This is a genomic window from Vibrio kyushuensis, assembly GCF_050337325.1.
Lineage (GTDB): Bacteria > Pseudomonadota > Gammaproteobacteria > Enterobacterales > Vibrionaceae > Vibrio > Vibrio kyushuensis.
The window spans coordinates 140436-159931 of record NZ_JAKJSV010000003.1 but is presented as its reverse complement, the minus strand read 5'-3'; the positions used below and the strand labels follow the sequence as shown (position 1 = coordinate 159931).

At 43.3% G+C, this 19496-nt stretch carries 17 protein-coding genes; 12 read left to right on the top strand and 5 right to left on the bottom strand.

The features are described 5' to 3' along the window. Position 1: 1 nt before the first annotated feature. The 7 genes from rnhB to L4D20_RS07220 all read left to right on the top strand — a co-directional run bounded on the left by rnhB (position 2) and on the right by L4D20_RS07220 (position 8529). The gene (gene rnhB, locus L4D20_RS07250) at positions 2-622 is read left to right on the top strand and encodes a ribonuclease HII (RefSeq protein ID WP_428800914.1); all 621 of its coding nucleotides are present in this window, start codon (positions 2-4) and stop codon (positions 620-622) included. A gap of 171 nt (positions 623-793) precedes the next feature. Continuing rightward, positions 794-4273: a DNA polymerase III subunit alpha gene (dnaE, locus tag L4D20_RS07245; protein WP_428800913.1), complete on the top strand. Its 3480-nt coding sequence runs from the start codon at positions 794-796 to the stop codon at positions 4271-4273. Between the two features lie 44 nt (positions 4274-4317). Further along, positions 4318-5280, top strand: coding sequence for an acetyl-CoA carboxylase carboxyl transferase subunit alpha (gene accA / locus L4D20_RS07240; protein WP_428800912.1), 963 nt, complete (start codon positions 4318-4320; stop codon positions 5278-5280). Between the two features lie 131 nt (positions 5281-5411). Next, positions 5412-6767, top strand: a complete 1356-nt coding sequence (gene tilS / locus L4D20_RS07235; RefSeq protein ID WP_428800911.1) for a tRNA lysidine(34) synthetase TilS — start codon at positions 5412-5414, stop codon at positions 6765-6767. Between the two features lie 59 nt (positions 6768-6826). Further along, entirely contained in the window at positions 6827-7138 is a 312-nt protein-coding gene (locus L4D20_RS07230) for a c-type cytochrome (protein ID WP_428800910.1), read from the top strand. A gap of 123 nt (positions 7139-7261) precedes the next feature. Beyond that, positions 7262-7600 carry a nitrogen regulatory protein P-II gene (glnB, locus tag L4D20_RS07225; protein WP_428800909.1) on the top strand — a complete coding sequence of 113 codons (339 nt, stop codon included), beginning with the start codon at positions 7262-7264 and terminating at the stop codon, positions 7598-7600. 68 nt (positions 7601-7668) lie between these two features. Next, positions 7669-8529 (top strand): endonuclease/exonuclease/phosphatase family protein, encoded by an 861-nt coding sequence (locus L4D20_RS07220; RefSeq protein ID WP_428800908.1) that lies wholly within the window; start codon positions 7669-7671, stop codon positions 8527-8529. Between the two features lie 42 nt (positions 8530-8571). On the opposite strand, the gene L4D20_RS07215 is transcribed toward L4D20_RS07220, so the two are convergent. The 3 genes from L4D20_RS07215 to gloB all read right to left on the bottom strand — a co-directional run bounded on the left by L4D20_RS07215 (position 8572) and on the right by gloB (position 11676). Continuing rightward, positions 8572-9258 carry a YIP1 family protein gene (locus L4D20_RS07215; RefSeq protein WP_428800907.1) on the bottom strand — a complete coding sequence of 229 codons (687 nt, stop codon included), beginning with the start codon at positions 9256-9258 and terminating at the stop codon, positions 8572-8574. After that, positions 9255-10847 carry a LysM peptidoglycan-binding domain-containing protein gene (locus tag L4D20_RS07210; protein WP_428800906.1) on the bottom strand — a complete coding sequence of 531 codons (1593 nt, stop codon included), beginning with the start codon at positions 10845-10847 and terminating at the stop codon, positions 9255-9257. Before L4D20_RS07210 ends, L4D20_RS07215 begins: the two co-directional genes overlap by 4 nt. Positions 10848-10917: 70 nt before the next feature. Beyond that, complete coding sequence (gene gloB, locus L4D20_RS07205; protein ID WP_428800905.1) at positions 10918-11676, bottom strand: hydroxyacylglutathione hydrolase; 759 nt, start codon at positions 11674-11676, stop codon at positions 10918-10920. A gap of 39 nt (positions 11677-11715) precedes the next feature. On the opposite strand from gloB, the gene L4D20_RS07200 reads away from it, so the two are divergent. After that, entirely contained in the window at positions 11716-12480 is a 765-nt protein-coding gene (locus L4D20_RS07200; RefSeq protein ID WP_428800904.1) for a class I SAM-dependent methyltransferase, read from the top strand. A 67-nt stretch (positions 12481-12547) separates the two neighbouring features. Here the strand turns inward: L4D20_RS07200 and rnhA are convergent, their stop codons facing one another. Further along, the gene (gene rnhA, locus L4D20_RS07195) at positions 12548-13012 is read right to left on the bottom strand and encodes a ribonuclease HI (protein ID WP_428800903.1); all 465 of its coding nucleotides are present in this window, start codon (positions 13010-13012) and stop codon (positions 12548-12550) included. Positions 13013-13068: 56 nt separating this feature from the next. Here rnhA and dnaQ point away from each other — a divergent pair, with 56 nt between their 5' ends. Further along, entirely contained in the window at positions 13069-13806 is a 738-nt protein-coding gene (dnaQ, locus tag L4D20_RS07190; RefSeq protein WP_428800902.1) for a DNA polymerase III subunit epsilon, read from the top strand. A gap of 79 nt (positions 13807-13885) precedes the next feature. Further along, entirely contained in the window at positions 13886-15139 is a 1254-nt protein-coding gene (locus tag L4D20_RS07185; RefSeq protein WP_428800901.1) for a TIGR03503 family protein, read from the top strand. A 105-nt stretch (positions 15140-15244) separates the two neighbouring features. On the opposite strand, the gene fadE is transcribed toward L4D20_RS07185, so the two are convergent. Next, entirely contained in the window at positions 15245-17692 is a 2448-nt protein-coding gene (gene fadE, locus L4D20_RS07180; protein ID WP_428800900.1) for an acyl-CoA dehydrogenase FadE, read from the bottom strand. 298 nt (positions 17693-17990) lie between these two features. Here fadE and lpcA point away from each other — a divergent pair, with 298 nt between their 5' ends. Together lpcA and L4D20_RS07170 are read left to right on the top strand one after the other, a co-directional pair. Then, positions 17991-18566 (top strand): D-sedoheptulose 7-phosphate isomerase, encoded by a 576-nt coding sequence (gene lpcA / locus L4D20_RS07175; RefSeq protein WP_428800899.1) that lies wholly within the window; start codon positions 17991-17993, stop codon positions 18564-18566. 37 nt (positions 18567-18603) lie between these two features. Then, positions 18604-19446: a class II glutamine amidotransferase gene (locus tag L4D20_RS07170; RefSeq protein ID WP_428800898.1), complete on the top strand. Its 843-nt coding sequence runs from the start codon at positions 18604-18606 to the stop codon at positions 19444-19446. Positions 19447-19496 lie beyond the last annotated feature (50 nt).

The window sequence follows — 19496 nt, the reverse complement described above, 5'->3', positions numbered from 1 at the left end:
CATGGCAATCGCACCTAAAAAAGAGCTTCCTCCATTTGAGTACCCCCAAGGTTACCAGTTAATTGCTGGCGTGGACGAAGTAGGGCGCGGGCCACTTGTTGGTGATGTGGTGACTGCAGCCGTTATCTTAGATCCTAATAACCCGATTGAAGGGCTTAACGATTCTAAAAAACTATCGGAAAAGAAACGCCTAGCGCTGCTTCCCGAAATAAAAGAGAAAGCACTTGCTTGGTCTGTAGGGCGCTGCTCTCCCGAAGAAATTGATGAGATCAATATCTTACAAGCGACAATGGTAGCGATGCAAAGAGCGGTTTCTGGCCTTTCTACCAAGCCTGATTTGACATTGATTGATGGCAACAAAGTCCCTAAGCTCGAGATGGACGCACAAGCCGTTGTTAAAGGGGATTTGCGAGTAGCAGAGATAAGTGCCGCTTCTATCATTGCTAAAGTGGTTCGTGACCAAGAGATGGAAGAGTTAGATAAACTTCATCCTCAATTTGGGTTTGCCAAACACAAAGGCTACCCTACTAAAGCACACCTAGCAGCGATTGAAGAGTTTGGTGTCATCAAAGGGTACCGTAAAAGCTTCAAACCAGTAAAACGCGTTCTTGGTATTGAATAGCTCGGTATTGAAAACCTGATTTTGTTTCACCAGGAATAGTGCCACTCAGTGCTCGATTAAATCAGTCAGCCTCTTTATTCCTTTAGCTAATAACGTAAAATAGCGTTAGCTTCTACTCAATATGATATTAACGGCATCAAATAAACAGCGATGCCGCTTAGGAAAACATTCATGTCAGATCCAAAGTTTATACACCTTCGTGTTCACAGTGACTTTTCCATGGTCGACGGCTTGTCAAAAGTCCCGCCATTGGTGAAAAAAGTGGCTGAGATGGGCATGCCTGCAATGGCACTGACAGACTTTACCAATTTATGTGGCTTAGTTAAGTTCTATGGAACAGCGCATAATTGTGGTGTTAAACCGATTATTGGTGCTGATTTTTTGGTTAAATCCAAAGAGTTAGGTGATGAATTTTCTAAGCTAACCATATTAGCTTTCAATAATGTAGGTTATAAAAATTTAACCCTTTTAATATCTAAAGCTTACCTACGCGGACAAGTGCTGCATCAAACCGTTATTGATAAAGAGTGGCTGATTGAGCTATCAGAAGGGCTAATTGTTCTCTCTGGTGGTAAGAGTGGCGATATCGGTAAAGCGTTGTTGAAAGGCAATAACGAACTCGTTGAAGAGTGTGTTGCCTTTTATAAAACCCATTTTGCGGACCGATTTTATTTAGAACTCACTCGTACTGGGCGTGTTGATGAAGAGACCTATCTTCATTTTGCTGTTGAATTGGCTGAACAGCGCGATCTTCCCGTGGTTGCGACTAATGAAGTGGTATTTTTAACGGATGATTTATTCGAAGCACATGAAATTCGTGTTGCCATTCATGATGGTTTCACAATTGAAGATCCAAGACGCCCAAAAAACTACAGTGCGCAGCAATACCTTCGCAGCGAAGAAGAGATGTGTGAGCTATTTGCCGATATCCCTGAAGCGCTGCAAAACAGTGTTGAAATCGCAAAGCGTTGTAATGTTACTGTGCGACTTGGTGAGTACTTTCTGCCTAACTTCCCAACCGAAGGGTTGAAGATAGAAGACTTTTTGATTAAGAAGTCTCAAGAAGGTCTAGAACGACGCTTGGCGTTCTTATTTCCTGATGAAGAGGTTCGAGCACAAAGACGCCCTGAGTACGATGAACGCCTAGCGATTGAGTTAGAAGTAGTTAATAACATGGGTTTTCCGGGTTATTTCTTGATCGTAATGGAGTTCATCCAGTGGTCAAAAGATAACGATGTCCCTGTTGGCCCTGGTCGTGGTTCTGGTGCTGGCTCTTTGGTTGCTTATGCGTTGGATATTACAGATCTCGATCCGTTGGAATACGACTTACTGTTCGAACGTTTCTTAAACCCAGAACGTGTATCAATGCCCGATTTTGATATCGATTTCTGCATGGATAAGCGTGATTTGGTTATCGACCACGTTGCTGAAATGTATGGTCGTGATGCGGTATCTCAAATCATCACTTTCGGTACGATGGCGGCAAAAGCGGTTATTCGAGATGTAGGTCGAGTTCTTGGTCACCCCTTCGGATTTGTTGACCGACTTTCTAAGCTGATTCCGCCTGATCCGGGAATGACACTAAGTAAGGCGTTTGAAGCTGAGCCGGCATTGCCAGAGCTTTATAACAACGATGATGAAGTTAAAGAACTGATTGATAAGTGTCGTATCCTCGAAGGGTGTACTCGAAACGCTGGTAAGCACGCGGGTGGTGTTGTTATCTCACCAACGACAATTACCGATTTTGCACCTATCTACGCCGATGCAGAGGGTAATTTCCCAGTAACCCAATTCGACAAAAACGACGTCGAAACAGCGGGTTTGGTTAAATTCGACTTCTTGGGCTTGCGTACATTAACGATCATCGACTGGGCACTTGGGTTAGTCAACCCTCGTCTTGCGAAGGAAGGCAAAGACCCAATACGCATTGAATCTATTCCACTTGACGACCAAGCGTCGTTTAACCTGTTACAAAACTCAGAAACAACGGCCGTCTTCCAGCTTGAATCACGCGGAATGAAAGACCTGATTAAACGTCTTCAGCCGGATAGTTTCGAAGATATTATCGCATTAGTAGCCCTGTTTAGACCCGGACCTTTGCAATCAGGCATGGTTGATAACTTTATCGACCGTAAGCATGGAAGAGAAGCTGTATCGTACCCTGATGAAACATGGCAACATGAGTCGCTAAAGGAAACCCTTGAGCCGACCTATGGCATCATCTTGTACCAAGAACAAGTTATGCAAATCGCTCAGATCTTAGCGGGTTATACGCTTGGCGGTGCTGATATGCTCCGTCGTGCGATGGGTAAGAAAAAACCAGAAGAGATGGCGAAACAGCGTGGTACCTTTAAAGAAGGTGCGATTGCTAACGGTGTTGATGGCGAGTTGTCGATGAAGATCTTCGACTTGGTTGAGAAGTTCGCCGGTTATGGTTTTAACAAATCTCACTCTGCCGCTTACGCATTAGTCTCTTACCAGACACTATGGCTCAAAACGCACTATCCAGCTGAGTTTATGGCAGCAGTAATGACTGCGGATATGGATAACACCGAAAAAGTCATTGGTTTGGTGGATGAATGTATTCGAATGAAGCTAAAATTGCTTCCACCTGACATCAACGCCGGCCTATACCGTTTCAATGTCGATGAAACTGGTGCGATTGTTTATGGTATCGGGGCGATTAAAGGGGTAGGTGAAGGCCCTATTGAAGCAATTTTGGAAGCTCGTGATCGTGGTGGCTACTTTAAGGACCTGTTTGATTTCTGTGCTCGTATCGATCTTAAAAAGGTCAATAAGCGTGTAATTGAAAAGCTAATATACGCAGGTGCGCTTGATAGGCTTGGTCCACATCGTGCAGCTTTGATGGCATCTTTAAAAGATGCAGTAAAAGGGGCGAGTCAACATCACCAAGCTGAGGCGTTTGGCCAAAGTGATATGTTTGGTGTTTTGACTGAAGAAGCTGACGTTATTGAACATAAGTACACCAAAGTTGAACCTTGGCCTGAAAAGGTATGGTTAGAAGGAGAGCGAGATACACTTGGTCTTTACCTAACTGGTCACCCGATCAACGCTTATTTGAAAGAGCTGACAAAGTACACCAGTTGCCGATTAAAAGATGCAACGCCGACAAGACGAGATCAATCGGTTACAATCGCAGGGTTAGTGATCGCGGCTAGAGTGATGACAACCAAACGTGGAACTCGAATTGGTTTGATGACGATTGACGATCGATCTGGACGCATGGAAGTGATGTTGTACTCAGATATGCTCGATCGCTATGCAGAATTGCTAGAAAAAGATAAAATTTTGGTCATTTCGGGACAGGTCAGCTTTGATGATTTCAATGGTGGTCTTAAAATGTCAGCGCGCGAATTGTTGGATTTAGGAACTGCCCGAGAAAAATACGCTCGAGGTCTATCGGTTTCAATCAATGAATCTCAAATAAACAACCAATTTTTTGAGCGCTTTAGCCAAATTCTAGAGCCTCACCGAGCAGGGACTGTCCCTGTCAATATATATTACCAACGACTAGATGCACGGGCTAGATTAACGCTCGGTACAGAATGGCGAGTAACGCCAAGTGATATATTACTGGACGAATTGAAACAGCTACTTGGACGTAACCAAGTAGAACTGGAATTTAACTAAAATTTAGCCTCAAATAAGACGCTAAGTAGATAAAGGATCAATAGATGAGCCTCAACTTTCTTGAATTTGAAAAGCCAATTGCTGAACTAGAAGCAAAAATTGAAGCTTTACGTGACGTATCTCGCCATGGCGGTGATACTGCCGTTGATTTAGATAAAGAAATTCAGCAGCTTGAAAAGAAAAGTTTAGAACTTAAGAAGAAAGTTTTTAGTGATTTAAGTGCATGGGAAACAGCTCAGGTGGCTCGCCACCCATTACGTCCTTACACACTTAACTACGTAGAAAGCGTATTCACAGAGTTTGAAGAGTTGGCTGGCGATCGAGCTTTTGCTGATGATAAAGCGATAGTTGGTGGTATTGCCCGTTTAGACGGTCGCCCAGTGATGGTCATCGGTCATCAAAAAGGTCGTGAAACGAAAGAGAAAGTGAAACGTAACTTTGGTATGCCTAAGCCAGAAGGTTACCGTAAGGCACTGCGCCTTATGGAAATGGCAGAACGTTTCAAAATGCCGATTATTACCTTTATCGATACAGCGGGTGCATACCCAGGTGTTGGTGCCGAAGAGCGTGGACAATCGGAAGCGATCGCTAAAAACCTAAAAGTGATGGCGGGCTTGAAAGTGCCTGTTATCTGTAACGTAGTTGGTGAAGGCGGTTCAGGTGGTGCATTGGCTATCGGTGTTGGTGATTACGTTAACATGCTTCAATATTCAACCTACTCAGTGATTTCACCTGAAGGCTGTGCTTCTATATTATGGCGTGATTCAGACAAAGCACCACAAGCAGCTGAAGCAATGGGTCTTATTGCACCTCGCTTGAAAGAGCTTGAGCTAATTGATGAGATTATCGAAGAGCCATTAGGTGGCGCACACCGTAACTACGCTGAAGTATCACAGAACATCAAAGCAACACTGGTTAAACAGTTAGCTGAACTCGAGCAGTTTGACCACGAGTCACTACTTGAGCGTCGCTACCAGCGTTTGATGAGCTATGGTTACTGTAGCTAAGTCTTTGTCCTGATTTCAGGGTAATTAGAGAAAAGAGTTAACCTTGTTAGCTCTTTTTTTATGCCTGTCATTTGGCGGTTGTATCAGCTTCAAGTAAAATAGGCTGCTCTATCGATCACTCGAGTATATTCATGAGTCACCTTTATTCACTCTTTTCTCAAGTCATTGCACGCCATGTGCAAGCAAACTCTCGCTTAGTGCTTGGCTTAAGTGGTGGTGTTGACTCGCGAGTATTGCTAGAGCTATTGGCCCAATATAACACTCAAACAGATAACGAATGTTTAGCGGTTTATGTCCATCATGGCTTAAGTACAAACGCTGACATGTGGGCAAGTCAATGCCAGAAGTGGTGTGATGAATTAACCATCCCCTTATTCATCGAACGAGTCACTTTGAATGTAGGCAAAGGCCAAAGTATTGAAAAGCTTGCGCGAGATGCACGTTATATGGCACTTGCTAAACATATAGACTCAGGGGGCCTGCTGCTCACCGGACAGCATAGTGATGATCAAGTTGAAACCTTTTTGCTCGCACTAAAAAGAGGAAGCGGCCCCAAGGGGTTATCCTCAATGGCTGAGTGTATGCCTTTTCAAAACGGCTTCCAGATTAGACCGCTTCTTGGTGCAACACGACAAGAAATCGAACAGTATGCTCATCAGAAAAAATTAGAGTGGGTCGAAGATGAAAGTAATCAAGATATACGCTTTGATAGAAATTTCATTCGTCACTCGATCACTCCTTCGCTGATTGAACGCTGGCCCTCTTTTCATCAATCAGTGCAAAGAAGTGCCGCTTTATGTGCGGAACAAGAGAGGCTACTGGATGAGCTACTACAGCCAGCTTTAGATAACATGATTGAACCAGATAATGGCTTGAGCTTGCCATTGCTAACCACTCAAAGCCTACTTGCGCAGCAGCGTCTCATCAGGATGTGGTTTGAGCATTGTGGTTTTCTCATGCCAAGTCGCCAACATTTAGATCTTATTATCGACCAAGTCATCGGTGCTCAAGCGGATGCAAACCCACAACTTCAAGTTGTTAATGGTCAGGTAAGGCGTTTTAACCAATGCTTATACCTAGTAAATCAAATGGAAGATGTAAGCGGCTGGACTGGAGATTTGGTTCTAAATACCCCGTTACAGCTTCCTGACGGGCTGGGTGAGATAAGCTTATCTTCGATGAAATCGTCTACGAAGCCTCTGACTTCGAAAAGTCAGGATCGCAAATCGGTGTCTATTTTCATACGTGGGGACTACAAAGGTGAGTTAGAGGTTATTTTTGAACCTCAGGGGTTATCTGCTCACCCTGAATCCAGAAGCCACAGTCGTAAACTCAAAAAGCTGTTTCAAGAATATAATATTCCGAGCTGGCTGAGACGTAGAACACCTATCATACTAAATGAAAATAAAGTTGTAGCGGTGATGGGACTTTTTGTAGACAAGCTTTATCAAGGGCAAGACTGTGAAGTAATCTGGAGCAAAAGTTAGGATTTTGTGTACAATTAGCAAAACAAAAAGTCGTATTAAAATAAGAACAGGGAAAAGCAATGAAAAATGTAGCAATTGGTTTGATTTTGGGTTTGGGACTATTAAGTGGCAATGCTCTAGCTGGAGACGCTGCAGCTGGTAAAGCTAAAGCTGCAATTTGTGCTGCTTGTCACGGAGCAGATGGTATGGCGATGATTCCGGGTTACCCGCACCTTAAAGGCCAAAATGAACAGTATCTTATCTCTTCACTAAAAGCCTATAAAAACAAAGAGCGTAACGGTGGCAATGCTTTAGTTATGCAACCACAAGCTAGCATGTTAAGTGATGACGATATCGCTAACCTGGCTGCTTACTACTCAAGTTTGAAGTAGGTAAGTTTTATATTTTAAGCCCAAGCTTTTTGCTTGGGCTTTTTGTTAGCTAATATTCAACGTATTGATTGTTGGTTTTAGCTAGTCAATAATAGATAAACTGTTGACCTTTAAGGGATGAAGATGAAAAAAATTGAAGCCATTATTAAACCATTTAAGTTGGATGATGTTCGTGAAGCACTGGCGGAAGTTGGTATTACTGGCATGACTGTTTCTGAAGTGAAAGGATTTGGTCGTCAAAAAGGGCACACAGAGTTATATCGTGGTGCAGAGTACATGGTCGATTTTCTTCCTAAAGTAAAATTGGAAATCGTCGTAACTGATGATGTTGCTGACCAATGTGTAGATTCAATCATTGAAACAGCTCAAACTGGCAAGATTGGTGACGGTAAGATTTTCATCACTGATATTGAACGTGTGGTACGTATTCGTACTGGCGAAGAAGATGAAGACGCAATCTAGGGGCCATTTGGCTCCTTTATTTTTTTAGATCAAGTTTACTTATACACCTAGTGTTTAGCGAAGTTAATATGAAACAAAAGTACCTATTATATCTAACGTTAATACTCGGTTTATTAGGTACATTTAGTTTAATTGGCACAATAGCCAGTTACTCAATATTTAATGTTTCAGAAACCCCGAGTGTTACCAACCTTTCCTCTGAGAGTACTCTCAAACTTCAATGCCACCAAGAAACCTCTGTTACCGCGATTGATAACAATGGCCAGCTCGATGTTTTAGTATGGAATATTTATAAGCAAAATCGTTTAAATTGGCACGAAGCGTTAACCGCTTTTTCGCAATCGGCTCAGCTAATCTTACTACAAGAAGCCAGTATGACAGAGTCATTAAAAGGTTGGGTACTAGATAAAGGTTGGCAGGGTAATCAAGTGGAGGCTTTTAAGGCATTTGATGTATCTTCAGGTGTGCTAACGATTGCAGCAAGTTCCCCTGCATTGGCGTGTGCGTACTTAGAGCTCGAGCCATGGTTGCGGCTACCCAAATCGGCCTTGTACTCTTTATATCAACTCTCTAATGGTGAAATGTTAGCGGTAGTTAATATACATGCTGTTAATTTCACTTACGGTGTGGGTGAGTACCACCATCAATTAGAAGTATTAGCTAAAGAGCTTACTCAACATGAAGGTCCGATTATTCTGGCTGGGGATTTTAATAGCTGGAATGAAGAAAGAGTGGCTGAATTGAATCAAGTCGTGGAGTTCTTGGGGTTAGAGGCTGCGACCTTTTCTCCCGATCACCGAAAGCAATTTGTTAATGGACTCGCTCTGGACCACGTGTTTTACCGTGGCCTTAGCTTAAAAACGGCAGAAGCACCGCTAAGCGATGCTTCTGATCATAATCCGTTATTAGTGAGCTTTTCTTTACAGTAATCCTATACAGTTACCTAGCGTATGGATTAACTAAATAATATCCTAACTAGCAAGTATATATATTGCCCAAATAACAAAGTAACCAAGCCAAGGCAGTGATGAAATTACGATGGCTTGACCGCGTTCAAACTCTGTCCATGTCAATACTGCAGCGTAACCTAGCACAATATACCAAGGAAGCAGCAGTGGTACTGAGCTGGCAAATTGAGACCAATCGTGTGTTAGTGGTAATTTAATCAAACCATTAAGACTATTCAGGTCCGCAGCATATGTCATTACCTGACCATGTTTTAGTAACACACTGGCATAACTGGCAAAATCGCCAAGAACAGCAGGAAACATAATCACAGAGCTTGCTGCAAACCATCGCCAGAAGCCTTGTGGTTGCTGGCTCGTCTTAGTGGCAAGATTAAACCAAAATGCCAACATAAATATAGTCGTGCTTCGGCCTAAGATATCAGTAATGATCTCACTCGCCATTAACGTATTGGCATCAAGCAGTTCAAGCTGTTCTGGATTCGTTTGTGCTAGCTGAGTGGTAAGTTCGGCAAAGAGCCAATCGACGTTTACAAGGTCGAAATAAGCCCCCCAAAATAGAAAGGGACTTAAAATCAGAAATAAGAAAGGCTGCCAGCCCCACACCGCATGTTTGTGAAGTGTAATAAACGCCGATGATGGAGAGCGAAAAATGTCGACCAGCATCATCAAAGGGTTGCTAGATGGGATCATACGCTCACCTTAGTTACATCAACGTACAGTTTTAACTTCTGTCCGGGCTGTAGGTACTTACTCTTGTGGAGTTCATTCCACTTTACGATATCGTTACTTTTTACTTTAAACTTGTTCGCGATACCACTGATGGTGTCACCTGAGCGAACTTTATAAAAAACGGTTCGAATGATCGCGCCATCAGAGCTGTTTTTCCAAATAACCAGTTTTTGGCCAATGCGAAGTGTGTCGCGTGGGCCCATACCGTTCCATTTCGCTAACGACTGATGAGAAACTTTGTTTGCTCGAGCGATAGTCCATAAACTATCACCACTTTTCACAGTATGCGTCAGTTGATACTGACCTCTGGCTCTAGACTGAGTCTGCGCCAAGCGATTCGCTGAGCTAAGTGCGTAAGCCTTCTCATCTTGAGTCGATGTTGGGATCATTAGGTACTTACCAACACGAATGTTGTTATTGGGTAGGTTGTTCGCTGTTTGAATGACACGAGTCGTGGTGTTGTATTTTTGTGCAAGAACACTTAAAGAGTCACCAGGCTGTACTTGATAGCGAACTAAGCGCATGCCTTTACCGCGGTTCTCTTCCACTTTTAGCATAAATGCATCAACAGAATCGATTGGCAGTAGCAGTTGTTGATGTTTATCAGGCGCTGTTGCCCATTGATTGTAAGCTGGGTTTAAGCTTTGAAGCTCTTTGACTGTGATATTGGCGTAGTCGGCAGCTATCGCAAGATCGAGTTGCTCGTTGGGATTCACACGCTCGACAACTGGTACGTTAGCGATTGGTGGAATTGAGATGCCATACTCTTCCTGGTTTGCAATTACATCTGCTAGAGCGAGAAGCTTTGGAACATAGCCGCTTGTCTCTTTTGGAAGATCGAGTGAAAAGAAGTCGGTTGGTTTTCCAAGGTTTCTATTTTTGCGAATGGCGCTATTTACTCGACCACCACCACTGTTATAAGCGGCAATTGCGTTGTTCCAGTCGCCATCAAATCGTTTATTTAATCGATCTAAATAAGTTAATGCGGCATCGGTTGCAGCAGATACATCTCGACGACCGTCATACCAGAAGTTTTGTTCTAGCCCAAAGTACTCACCTGTGGCTGGCACGAATTGCCAAAGACCTGCGGCGCTACCGTGTGAATAGGCAAAGGCATCAAATGAGCTTTCGACGATTGGCAGTAAGGCCAACTCAAGTGGTAGGCCTCTTTTTTCAATCTCATCAACAATGAGATATAAAAACGGTTCAGCACGCTTAGATACCGTTCTTAAATGGCTAGGGTGCTTGAGATACCAAGTACGGTAGTAATCAACAGCTTCATGATCAGGAATTTCCATCTGCATCTGCATGCCAATGCGTTTCCAGACATCGTCTTGTGTCTGTGGCGTGATCTCAGGGATTGGCTCGACGTCAGGCACTGTTGGTGTAAGTGCATTGTGATCACCCTCTTCTGATGAAGGAGTGTCTGTAATGTCTTCAGTTGGGTGAGATGTGTCTGACTCATCAACAGGTAGAGTTGATTGTGGTGGCTGGGTTAGTTGGCAGCCCGTTAGTAACAGTGCTAAAACCCAGCTATATTGTACTCGCATGTAACAGCCCTTTTAAAAATCAGCTGCTGATGATACTGGTCTGCCCCCGTAAGTGACAAGTTAGAATATGTTAAAATTCGTTCTTCCACTCACGTAATGCAGAAAATATTGATAGTGGATCAATGTTTTCTGTTCGATTTGTCACGGATTTGATGACATCGGGCTGCTCACAACGTAGAAATGGGTTAATCAGTTTCTCTTGTGAAATCGTGCTAGGCAGGGTCGATAGCTTTTGAGCTCGCTTTCTATTTACCTCATCACGATACTGACGCAAGTGATCATTTTCAGGTTCAATCGCGAGTGCAAATGCGACGTTACTCGCCGTGTATTCATGCGCGCAATATACTTTTGTCTCTTCTGGTAGAGCTAGTAGCTTGTTTAGCGATTGATACATCTGTTCGTTTGTTCCTTCAAACACTCGGCCACACCCTGCTGAGAAAAGCGTGTCGCCACAGAATAAGTGCCCGTCACCAACATACCCAATATGCCCAAGTGTATGGCCTTCCAAATCGATGACTGAAAAAGTTTCACCGAACAGTTCTATCTGTTGGCCACCATTAACACCATGGGTTAGGGTAGGGATTGGCTCTTTTTCAGGGCCGACCACATTGATAGTCGGATATTGACGAACCAACTCGGATACGCCACCAATATGATCGTGGTGGTGGTGAGTAATGAGTATCGCATCTAGAGTTAACTTATGCTGCTTAAGGTACTGCAGAACAGGTTTTGCATCACCAGGATCGACCACAGCACAACGGCCGTCGCTATTTTCAATCACCCAGATGTAATTGTCGTTAAATGCAGGTATGCTTTTGATAAGTAACATTGTTGAGTTTCCCGTCATTTAGGTTGAAGCAGGTTAATAATGAATCCAGCACGCAATGAAAAAAAGCTTGAAAAGCCGCACTCCTGGTCTCAGCTTAAAAATGGCGAGTGGGTGAATGGTGCTATTCAAACACGCCTAGATGAGTGGTGTCCAAAGTTATTTGGCTATCATATGCTTAAGCTTGGTGGATTAAGTTGTGAGCTTGCCAGTCAACACAGTAACATTCAGCATCAAGTTAACCTAGATATTCAAAACCCTCTACATAATGTTATTGCCGATGGTTATGATCTTCCATTTCTGGAAAAAAGCTTCGATGCGGTTGTGATGGCTCATCAGCTAGATTACTGCAATGATCCACACAGAATGTTAAGAGAAGTTGACCGAGTGATGATAGATGATGGTTACATCATTATTACTGGTTTTAACCCAATTAGCCTTACCGGTTTATCAAGCTTCTTTCCATGGAGGAAAAACAACCTTCCTTGGAGTGGTCGAATGTTTACTCCTCACCGAATCAAAGATTGGCTTGGGTTGCTTAATTATCAAGTCATTGAGAGTGACACTTTTGCGTTGTTTCCGATGCAAAAATATCAACCTGTCTGGACATGGTGTGAAAATAGTCTAGGTGATTGGATAAGCCCATTAGGCAGTTTATATTTTATCGTTGCTCGTAAGCGAACATACCCTTTAAAACCAATCAAACCCCACTGGCGATTAAAGCGCAGACTATCTCCAGTGAGTGTTAATTATCGAGTGAACCGAGTTGTAAATAAAGACCCGTTTCGAGTCGTCAGTAAAGATTAGCGGATTGTTCGTTGGTCATACCTAGTATGAGCTACGATATCAGCTCATACATGTCAGCTAATTAGTGTTAGCTTGGTTCGTAACCGGTATCTTCTTCGGTTGGATTCTCGGCCGCAGCACGTGCTAAGTCATCACACATTTCATTTTCACGGTGCCCTGCGTGTCCTTTTACCCAACGCCAGTCAACTGTGTGACGTGCCGTTTCTTTATCCAGTGCTTGCCATAAATCGGCATTTTTTACGGGTTTCTTAGCGGATGTTTTCCAACCACGTTTTTTCCAGTTATGGATCCACTGAGTAATACCTTGTCTTACATACTGGCTATCAGTAGTAAGTACTACTTCGCATGACTCTTTGAGGGTTTGAAGCGCAACGACCGCAGCCAACATTTCCATTCGATTGTTGGTGGTTAATGTATAGCCCTTAGCGAGTGTTTTCTCGGTGTTTTTATAGCGTAATACCACGCCATAACCGCCGGGTCCTGGATTACCTAGGCAAGAGCCGTCAGTGAAAATTTCCACTTGTTTCGTCATGATTTGATACTATTGGGTTAAGCACATTATTCACATAGTCTGACACACAATTAAATATGAATACTAGTAACAATTTAGAACCGAAACGCATCATCGTACTCGATACCGAAACGACCGGTATGAATAGAGAAGGTGGGCCTACGTATCAAGGGCACCGCATTATTGAAATTGGTGCGGTAGAGATTATTGATCGCAAACTTACGGGGCGACATTTTCATGTCTATATTAAGCCTGATCGTGAGATTCAACCTGATGCAATCGAAGTCCACGGTATTACCGATGAATTTTTAAAAGATAAGCCGTCGTATCGCGATGTTCATCAAGAGTTTGTCGATTTCATAAAAGACTCAGAGTTGGTGGCACATAACGCGCCCTTCGATGTGGGCTTTATGGATCATGAATTTAGAATGTTCGGTGGCAATGCCGGTCAAACTACCGATTACTGTGAGGTAACCGATACCCTAGCAATGGCGAAGCGCATGCCGAATATGCCCGCTAGGAAGAACCTCGACTCATTGGCAAGGCACTACACCATTGACACCTCTGCCCGTATTCTCCACGGCGCATTGCTCGATGCCGAGATCCTAGCTGACGTCTATTTAGCAATGACGGGGGGACAAACCTCTCTTCAGTTTAGTTCAGAAGCGGGTGGCATTAGCGGTGTTGCAATAAAACGTATTGCCGAAGGTCGAAAATCGCTAAAGGTTTTACACGCAACAGCCGATGAAGTAGAAGCACATCAAGAACGACTTGATATTGTAGAGAAAAGCGGCAGCTGTCTTTGGCGTCAATAATTAAGGCATCAATAATCAAATTGCCAATAATCACAAGAACCGGCGTTAATAACAACGCTCTCTAGGGAAAGGGGAAACAATGTTGAGGATACTATTCACATTCGTGAGCTTATTCATGTGTGTCAGTCATAGCTTTGCTAGTGAAGCATCCTCAATGTCTTTGCTTGATAATCGTTTCAGAGTCGATCCGACCATCAAACAAATAACCTTTGTTATCTATCGAGAGCAGCCTTCTCAACCTGTTGTTTTAGTTCGGCCGGATGGAAAGAAGTATTACTCTTGGCGAAGCCCAGATAATGTCCAGTGGTATCAAGAATCTGCAATGGATATTATTTCTATTGAAGACCCAATGCCCGGGCCTTGGCAAGCCGTGGGTAAAGTAACGCCGAAAAACCAGATTCTTCTGATCTCTCATCTAGCGCTCGAGAGCGATCGGTTTCCCGCTAGGCTTTACCAAGGGGAAGAGATTAAATTCACCGCCAAACTAACCTCAAATGGCGAACCTTTGGTACTTAGAGATTTTCTCGATCGAGTCAACTTGAAAATCACATTTACTAAGTTTGTTGAAAATGAAGATGATTTAATTAAAGAGGCTAAACCGATAGCCGAGGTGATTGGTGTCTTCGCAGACGATGGTACAGGCTTGGATGAAGTACCGGGTGATGGGGTTTTTACTGCAGCAATACCTATTTCTTCGCAACCGGGTAAGTATCGAGTAAGAATTACATCGGGTAATGGCATTTTCTTGCGCGCTCAAGAGCAAGAAGTACTTGTCTACCCTACACCTGTGCAGCACACGTTTATTCAGTCTAGAGAAGTAGAGACACCACATCAAATTATACTTTCAGGTGAGCAGGGCATGATAAAACCAGGCTCATTAGCGGCGCATATAGAACATTGGAATGCTCAGGATGAACTGATATCAGTCTCCGGTAGTGCCAGCGACGAGGCGGATAAGCTAGATGTTACTATTCCTGCCAATGAACAAGTCGGGAATTACCGATGGAGCGGAAAAGTTTTTGCTACCGATATGGCAACCAATCGACCACTTAGATTTATGCTGAATGAGCAGACCTACAGTGTTCTAGATGACATTGATTTTGAACAGACGCGCTTGATTCAAGAAGAGCAGCAACGCTTACAGCAGAAGCTTCTAGAAGAACAAATGCTGAAAGAAGAACAAGAAGCAGCGCGTATGCGAAGTCTTATCATTATCGCTGTGGGGAATATAGTCGCTATTCTTATTGGCTTAGGTGTGTGGTTTGTAAGGCGAAAATTGAACGCTGCGAAAGTTGCACTGCCAGAAATGCAGTTAGAGATGCCAAAGAAATAACGTTGTGAATGATTAGAGTAGACATTATCTTTGAAAAGAAAAGGCGGTAAACCGAGTTAGGTTTACCGCCTTTTTAGATGATGTTTGTATCTTACTAACCAAACATTATGCGACGTTATCTATGTTTGGAAATTGGGGCTTTACCGCAGAAAGCTCCTCTGAAGTAAAGTCATCGACGTTTATTACGTATAAACGCTCTTCTTCTGCTTGAACAAGTAAAGCCGCTTCTGATTCATTGATAAGCTTATGTTCCAACCCAAGCTCAGCAATCTTATCTAGTGCAACGAATGCTCTGCGCTGTGATACACCTTTACAGACTTTATCAAATATTGGCTCAGCTTGAAGGATTGTCTCAAGTGCTTTTTCGATGCGTCCTACAGGATTAAATGGAGAATCCTCTAGATATTGATTTCGACCAATGCGTGAACGTGTTGCACTTGGTGTTTGAATGATTTTTGCCACCTTGCTATCAAGCTTATCGCTAGGTGCTCTACGAACTCGACCAAATGGAAGAATAAGGACTCTAAGCGCCGATGCGATAATTCGGTTCGGGAAGTTTGCTAAAAACTCATCAATCGCAACTTCCGTTTGTTGCAAGCTATCTTGTAAACCCCAGTCAACCATTGCTTTATCATCTTGTGGTCGTCCATCTTCATCAAAGCGCTTTAGCGTTGCAGAGCTTAAATAAAGCTGACTTAGGATATCCCCTAAACGTGCAGACATGCGTTCTTTACGTTTAAGTGAGCCACCTAAAACAACCATTGAAATATCTGATAATAACGCCATGTTTGCACTGTAGCGGTTTAGTTGCTGATAGTAACGTTTGGTGAAATCTTTGGTCGGTGCTTCAGAACCAAAACCATCACTTAAACCAAGCCAGATGCTTCGGATAAGGTTACTCATTGTGAAGGTTACATGACCTGCCAGTGCTTTATCAAAATCACTTAGCGCACTCTCTTTGGTAGAGTACGCGGCATTCATCTCATCAAGAACATAAGGGTGACAACGAATCGCGCCTTGACCGTAGATGATTAAAGAACGAGTTAGGATATTAGCCCCTTCAACCGTTACTGCAATCGGAGAGCCTTGGTAGCCACGAGCTAAGAAGTTTGATGGACCTAAGCAGATGCCTTTACCGCCGACGATATCCATTGCATCGATAATGCTACGCTGCCCACGGTGAGTACAATGATACTTAACAATCGCTGAGATGACAGAAGGCTTTTGCCCAAGGTCGATACCAGCAACAGTTAAGCTACTTGCTGCATCCATAACATAAGCATTACCAGCAAGGCGAGCTAACGGCTCTTCAACACCTTCCATTTGGCCAATAGGCTGTTTGAATTGACGGCGGATACGAGCGTAAGCGCCAGTTGCTAGAGCAGCTGATTTGATACCACCCGTTGAGTTTGAAGGCAGAGTAATACCGCGTCCTACCGATAAACATTCAACCAACATGCGCCAGCCTTGTCCTGCCATTTTTTCACCACCAATGATGAAATCAATCGGAACAAAAATGTCGTTGCCTTGAGTGGGGCCATTTTGGAATGGAACATTAAGCGGGAAGTGGCGATTTCCAATCTCAATACCTTTAAGATCGGTTGGAATAAGTGCACATGTAATGCCCAGCTCTTCTTTGTCACCTAGCAGGCCATTGGGATCTCGCAGTTTAAATGCCAAACCAAGCACTGTCGCAACAGGGGCTAGAGTAATATAGCGTTTGTTCCAAGTTAGGCGCATGCCAAGTACTTGTTTACCTTTCCATTTACCCTTACAAACGATGCCGTAATCTGGAATAGAGCCAGCATCCGAACCCGCTTCTGGGCTGGTTAATGCGAAACATGGAATTTCAATACCCGTGGCTAGTCGAGGTAGGTAATGATCTTTTTGCTCTTTCGTTCCGTAATGTTGAAGTAGTTCACCAGGACCAAGAGAGTTAGGTACACCAACGGTAGAGGACAATACACTCGACACACCTGTTAGTTTTTGTAGAACCAGAGATTGCGCATAGGCTGAGAACTCCAACCCACCGTACTGCTTCTTAATAATCATGGCAAAGAATTTATGATCTTTTAGGAATTGCCAAATTTCAGGTGGAAGGTCAGCCAGTTCGTGAGTGACTTGGTAGTCGTTGACCATTGCGCACACTTCATTCACTGGGCCATCGAGAAAATCTTTCTCTTCTTTTGACAGTTTAGGTGCTGCGATATTGTGTAGATTTTTCCAATCTGGCTTGCCCTTAAATAATTCTGCTTCCCACCAAACAGTCCCGGCTTCTAGAGCTTCTTTTTCTGTTTGAGACATAGCGGGAAGAACTTTCTTAAAAAGAACCAGTGCTTTTTCGCTGATAACCGATTGTCTCACCGATGGCAGTGCAAACAAACCAATAGAGGCTAAGTAGAGTGCCCAGCTAATGTGTCCTGCACTTCCCCATATTGAAAGAGCAATCATAGCAGTACTAAGTGCCGCCAGTGACAGTATTAAAGAGCTTCGGTGGTAAAGACATAGTGCGAGTACGGCAGCGAAACTGAGTATAGAGAGCAAGATTTCCATGTTGTTTTCCTTTTCTAGCACGATTATCGCGCTGTAATCTTGTAAGAGGTCTAACCAGTTAAGTGTAATCAATATATTAATAAAATGTAAAATACCAATGTGGTTAAAAAGTGATCCAAGTAGAGTGAAAGTTCTAATAATGAGCGGTGAGTAGCGATTTATGTTCAGTATTCGATATCAAAAATAGAATTCTTGCCGCCAAACTATCGACACTAGGAAATGTTTAAGTAAACTCGGGTATATAAAAGCGTTGTAACAGTGCTTACATTTACGCCAATACTAATAAGAGATTATAGCTATGTATCAGGATCTAATTAAAAGCGAATTAACAGAAGCTGCAGAAGTACTGAATACGTTTTTAGGCGATGAAAAAAATTTAACGCAAATTGAAGCTGCCGCAAAGCTGATCGCGGACTCATTTAAGCAAGGTGGCAAAGTGCTTTCTTGTGGTAATGGTGGTTCACATTGTGATGCCATGCATTTTGCAGAAGAGTTAACAGGGCGTTATCGTGAAAACCGTCCTGGTTACCCTGGTATTGCCATATCAGATCCTAGCCACATTTCGTGTGTAAGTAATGATTTTGGTTATGAGTCAGTATTTTCACGTTATGTAGAAGCGGTAGGTTCATCGGGTGATGTTCTATTTGGTCTATCGACATCAGGTAATTCGGGCAACATTTTAAAAGCGATTGATGCAGCCAAAGCAAAGGGCATGAAGACGATTGCGTTAACCGGAAAAGATGGTGGAAAAATGGCGGGTCTCGCGGATATTGAGATTCGTGTGCCACATTTTGGTTACGCTGACCGCATCCAAGAGATCCACATCAAGATCATCCATATCGTTATCCAACTTATTGAAAAAGAGATGGCGTAGATAGTGCTTGTTTTAGCTTAAAGGATTAAATAAAACCATGTGTGAATTGCTCGGAATGAGCGCCAATGTGCCAACAGACATCTGCTTTAGCTTTACTGGGTTAATCCAGCGAGGCGGTAATACAGGTCCACATCGTGATGGGTGGGGGATTACCTTTTATGAAGGTAAAGGCTTTCGAACCTTTAAAGATCCTCAACCAAGCTGTGATTCAAAGATTGCGGAACTGGTACAAAACTATCCGATTAAGAGTCGTGCGGTTGTTAGCCATATTAGGCAGGCAAATCGCGGCTCGGTAAATTTGGAAAATACGCACCCGTTTACTCGTGAGTTATGGGGGCGCTACTGGACATTCGCTCATAATGGACAGCTTAGTGACTATGACGACCTTGTGTCAGGTCGTTTTAGGCCTGTTGGTGAGACAGACAGCGAGTTGACGTTTTGCTGGCTACTAAAGCAGTTAGAAGAACGCTACCCTGAGCCACCTCAAGATATGGTCGGTGCTTTTCGATTTATTGCCAGTTGCTGCAATAAACTAAAAGACAAGGGTGTGTTTAATATGCTTTTATCCGATGGCGAGTACGTCATGTCTTACTGTACTAACCACTTATATTGGATTACGCGTAGAGCGCCATTTGGTAAGGCAAGTCTGATTGATGAAGACGTGACGATAAACTTTCTGGAAGAGACAACACCGAATGATGTCGTGACTGTGGTGGCAACTCAACCATTGACGGACAACGAGGTTTGGCATCGAATGAAGCCTGGAGAGTTTGGGATTTTTCACTTTGGTGAGTTAATTGATGGTAATGCTAGTCAATTAGAAGATGTTGCGTTTGCTGCGGCAAAACCAGCGTGTCAGGCGCCAAAAGAGCCTTTATAGCTTCTAGATAAAGCCTTGATAGCAGATAGATAAAATAGAAAAGGGTTGAT

Coding starts and splice junctions, on each gene's coding strand:
- rnhB (WP_428800914.1), top strand. CDS start 2: ATGGCAATCGCACCTAAAAAAGAGCTTCCTCCATTTGAGTACCCCCAA.
- dnaE (WP_428800913.1), top strand. CDS start 794: ATGTCAGATCCAAAGTTTATACACCTTCGTGTTCACAGTGACTTTTCC.
- accA (WP_428800912.1), top strand. CDS start 4,318: ATGAGCCTCAACTTTCTTGAATTTGAAAAGCCAATTGCTGAACTAGAA.
- tilS (WP_428800911.1), top strand. CDS start 5,412: ATGAGTCACCTTTATTCACTCTTTTCTCAAGTCATTGCACGCCATGTG.
- L4D20_RS07230 (WP_428800910.1), top strand. CDS start 6,827: ATGAAAAATGTAGCAATTGGTTTGATTTTGGGTTTGGGACTATTAAGT.
- glnB (WP_428800909.1), top strand. CDS start 7,262: ATGAAAAAAATTGAAGCCATTATTAAACCATTTAAGTTGGATGATGTT.
- L4D20_RS07220 (WP_428800908.1), top strand. CDS start 7,669: ATGAAACAAAAGTACCTATTATATCTAACGTTAATACTCGGTTTATTA.
- L4D20_RS07215 (WP_428800907.1), bottom strand. CDS start 9,258: ATGATCCCATCTAGCAACCCTTTGATGATGCTGGTCGACATTTTTCGC.
- L4D20_RS07210 (WP_428800906.1), bottom strand. CDS start 10,847: ATGCGAGTACAATATAGCTGGGTTTTAGCACTGTTACTAACGGGCTGC.
- gloB (WP_428800905.1), bottom strand. CDS start 11,676: ATGTTACTTATCAAAAGCATACCTGCATTTAACGACAATTACATCTGG.
- L4D20_RS07200 (WP_428800904.1), top strand. CDS start 11,716: ATGAATCCAGCACGCAATGAAAAAAAGCTTGAAAAGCCGCACTCCTGG.
- rnhA (WP_428800903.1), bottom strand. CDS start 13,012: ATGACGAAACAAGTGGAAATTTTCACTGACGGCTCTTGCCTAGGTAAT.
- dnaQ (WP_428800902.1), top strand. CDS start 13,069: ATGAATACTAGTAACAATTTAGAACCGAAACGCATCATCGTACTCGAT.
- L4D20_RS07185 (WP_428800901.1), top strand. CDS start 13,886: ATGTTGAGGATACTATTCACATTCGTGAGCTTATTCATGTGTGTCAGT.
- fadE (WP_428800900.1), bottom strand. CDS start 17,692: ATGGAAATCTTGCTCTCTATACTCAGTTTCGCTGCCGTACTCGCACTA.
- lpcA (WP_428800899.1), top strand. CDS start 17,991: ATGTATCAGGATCTAATTAAAAGCGAATTAACAGAAGCTGCAGAAGTA.
- L4D20_RS07170 (WP_428800898.1), top strand. CDS start 18,604: ATGTGTGAATTGCTCGGAATGAGCGCCAATGTGCCAACAGACATCTGC.